Genomic DNA, 3,791 nt, shown 5'->3' on the forward strand with positions numbered 1-3,791 from the left:
TATAACCCACCCGCAGAAGAACGTGGATTCCTTGCGTTCGGATTGCCTCCACTCTCCACTTGCGCAACACGATACAAATAGCTTTCGGGTAAACCATAACGCGCTGCTGTTTGGCGTATCGCTTGATGAACAGCTGGACTATAGCGGGTCATTGAATCTTACTCCTTGTCCATCTACCCACTTCCCCCATCAGTAATGAAGAAACAAAATGCCAGAACTTTTCACGACCAATTCCCTTTTTATGCAAATCTATGAACCTTTGTATCATTTGAGCAACTTCCTGCTGCTTCATACCTTTAACGCCAAAAGTTGCTAATTTCGCTATATCACGTTCAAGTATTTGCCTTTCTTTTTGAGGCAATTGCTTAATCGTATCAGATAAAATATTTTGTGTAATTTTTGCCCCTGCACGTGCTGCACTAACTTTTCCATAAGGCATATTAACACCTGTCAAAGGTGAAGGTTCAGGTGTTCCTTGAAACGGTTTTACTGCTCTTTTAGCGGCATCTTCATAGAACCTTTCGCTATCTACTGCTTTTCTCAAAGCATTAAGTTCTTTAGAATTTAAAGACCTGCTAAGATTATCAGACATACGACCCGTTTGTAAAATATTGGAAAGGTTTCTAATAGCATTCGGACCTTTTATTATGTCATCTATATAGTCTCTCATACCTACGCGATAGGTATTGAGACCATTTGGCATCGCCCCTTTACGAAGACCTTCTGCAATCCCCTCTCCTGAAACATCTCTCTGTGCAATGTTTTTGCCTTGTTTTATCGCTTCTTCAAAACCTTCATATTTTGCTACACTACCACGTGCTGCTTTATAAGTAGGGGAAATCTGGTCTGCTATTTCTACTAAGTCTCTCTTAAGCGATTGATATACAGAAGCCATTTGATCATCGCCAAAATTATGATATTTATCACGAAGGTAATCAAGAGACTTCTTAGTTTGATCTAATAACTCCATCGTAGGCTTATAATTAATGTGCCTAAAATCTCTCGAATAAAACATTTCTGGTTTTGCATTACGACGGTCCTTTTTTAAGACTTTAACTGCTCGCTCAACTGCTTCTTGAAATGCTTCATTTTCAAAAAGATCATTAAGAGCCGCATAATGCTCTTTTCCTACTGGAGTACGGTGCACTCGTGCATAAAGCGGATCATATTCTCTTTTTCCTTGCTCTTGAAGTGCCCTTTTTAAAACTTTCGTATCTTGAAGAGGGGTAATGTTTTCATCTGCCGATTGACCAATACGGTGGATAGCATTCTGCACTCGTCCCTCGTGTGCTCGTTGCAAAAGTTCAGAAACACGCGTATTTGCTGTCCCCATATTAGCAAGTGATATTTCTAAATTTGGACTAATATCTGTCAAAAATGCGTGGCGCGGTGCACTTGCAAGACGCTCTGCAACACTCTCAACACCATCATCATATAATGTTTTAGCAACTTCCCTAACCGCTTTGGTTTGAACATCTTTATAAGCAGGATTATAGTGCCCCCTGACGAAAGGGAGAGATTGCACCCCTTGTCTCGCTTTACTTAAAAACGAAGAAACAGCTGTACCAGCAAGAGAACCAACAGGAGCAGCTACAGCTCCTATACCACCACCAATCCCTGCTGAAACAAGGCGACCACCAAAGCCTTCTCCTGCCCCAGAGCCATGTAAAGCACCAGAACCTGCTCCTAAAAGTGCCGCCTTACCAAGTTTACCAAATGTTGATGATGCCACTGAGCCTGCTCTTAAAAGTCCTAGCCCGGGGATAAATGATGCTGCTGTTGGTAAAATGGACCCAACAATATAAGCACCATGAGACCACCATGGATGTTTCTCTTCCAATGCTTTTTGGTAGGCGCGTTCCTTTGCTACTCTTCTGTTATAGATCTCTTCTGCTCGTTTATTGCCGCTCCAATAATCCGTAAGACCTGCTTCATTTACTGCTTTCATTTCATCAAGATAACCCGCCGTTGCTCCAGACGCGATATATCTCATAACCGCATCTAACCAACTAAGATCTTTATCATCAAATGAAATATCATGAGGTGTTTCTTGAGTATTAGGAATATCTTGAGGTGGACCAATTACCTTTAATTTTCCAGCCCATTCAGGTAAGAGTGACTTATCATAATTCTTATATTCAGGATAATCTGTTGTTGTTTGAAAATTTGAAATATCTTGAGGTGGACCAATTACCTTTAATTTCCTAGCCCACTCAGGTAAGAGTGACTTATCATAATTCTTATATTCAGACATAGCACAACCTATTTTATTACAGGAACCACTTTACCATTTGCATCAATAATAAAAGCCTCTACTCCTTGTGGTAGAGCTTCAACCTCTTCTACACTTTTCAAAATAAGTGGATTTGCACTGCCTCCTTGCTGCATCCGCTTATTGGTAGAAGACCTAGCAGGGGATTTGGGACGCTGTCTTACTTCCATTGCATTTGATAACCTATAAATTTCTTCCGCATTCAGTTCTTGAAAATGTCCAAGCATCTTTTTAATCTTTAAGAGCGTTTTATGTAATACTTCAGGCTTATCACTAATATCTAAAGTACCATAAGATGACACAAGCCACTTGCTTTCTGAATCAGATAATGGACCAACACCTACACTTCCATTCTTACTTTGCCTTTTGATCGATGCAATCACTCGCTTAAAGACATCGCCTTGAATCTGAGTGAATAGATTTTTTAATGTTCTAGCATCAGTACTCGGGAAAATCTGAGCAAAAGTACCACCCTTACCAGCAGCCCAATCTGGATTATTCTCTATAAGGTTAATGGCATGATTAACTGCATCCATCCCATTATCAATTTCTAATGCAACTTCATCTGCAATCTGCCTCTTATTTCTTTCCCACTCTTCTATTTCTTTTTTCTTTTGTTCATACTCCAATGCCTGTGGTGACCCTGGTATTGGTCTCTGTTCACGTTCACCTGTCTCTGGATTGGTATACCATCTAAATCCAGGACTGAGCTTTTCTTGATCAGAATTTGTGAGCAATGCACTAAGCATCTGAGGATTACTTGCCATAACCCGCGCTTCTTCTTCACTGTAGCCTTTAGACTTCAGATATTCGACGGTTTGGTTAACTTTACCTCTTTGCTTATCGCCTTCATTAAGATACTTCACACCACTTGCAAGCGCATCCCATCCAGAACCACCGGACGGTGCTGCCGACATACCTGCAAAAAGATCTTTAAGCTTCTGGTAAGCATCTGATTGAAAAAACTTATAAGTATTGGATTGTAAAAATTTATCTAAATCTGTGGGTTCAGAAGGCGGTGTTTGTGATGTGGACGCTAATGGTTGTGCTTGAGGGACATCAACTTTAGGTTTAAGTTCTTGTAGATTATCCTCCATTGCATTTGGCATAGGAGAGTGATTACCTACACCTAAAGGCATTTCCGCTCCAGAAACCATATTAGGAGGTAATGGTTCTTGTGGTTGCGGTATATTCGGTAACTTTGGTCCAGTTGGTGCATATGCTGTCGTTGGGTCCATCGCAGCTCCAACCGCAGTAGTAATAAACAAAGGATTCTTCGGGCTTGGTTTCATTAATTGTCCTAATCTTTGTGCTCCTGTAACCGCTTTGGGTGCCACACGAGGATAAAGATATCTAAAAATATGAGGTCCATATCGCAATGCCGCCCCTGTTCCTGCTCCAGACAACATATTGATTTATAATGATAATCTAGCGTTATTCATATTGAATGAGAGTCTCGAATACCGTAAGATTCTCTCATTTCAAATCTGTCTATGTTGAATCAATCAAAATCACTTGC

At 40.6% G+C, this 3,791-nt stretch carries 3 protein-coding genes; all 3 read right to left on the bottom strand.

All coding sequences use genetic code 11. The features are described 5' to 3' along the window. Positions 1 to 152, bottom strand: a 152-nt coding sequence (locus ABD915_RS08965; protein WP_345117521.1) for a transglycosylase SLT domain-containing protein, incomplete at its 3' end; no start/stop codon positions are given. Beyond that, complete coding sequence (locus tag ABD915_RS08970; RefSeq protein WP_345117517.1) at positions 149 to 2,254, bottom strand: glycine zipper family protein; 2,106 nt, start codon at positions 2,252 to 2,254, stop codon at positions 149 to 151. The genes ABD915_RS08965 and ABD915_RS08970, both read right to left, overlap by 4 nt. A gap of 8 nt (positions 2,255 to 2,262) precedes the next feature. Beyond that, positions 2,263 to 3,681: a hypothetical protein gene (locus tag ABD915_RS08975; protein ID WP_345117519.1), complete on the bottom strand. Its 1,419-nt coding sequence runs from the start codon at positions 3,679 to 3,681 to the stop codon at positions 2,263 to 2,265. Positions 3,682 to 3,791: the final 110 nt, after the last annotated feature.

Origin of the sequence: Bartonella jaculi (assembly GCF_039543045.1) — a bacterium.
Classification (GTDB): Bacteria; Pseudomonadota; Alphaproteobacteria; order Rhizobiales; family Rhizobiaceae; genus Bartonella; species Bartonella jaculi.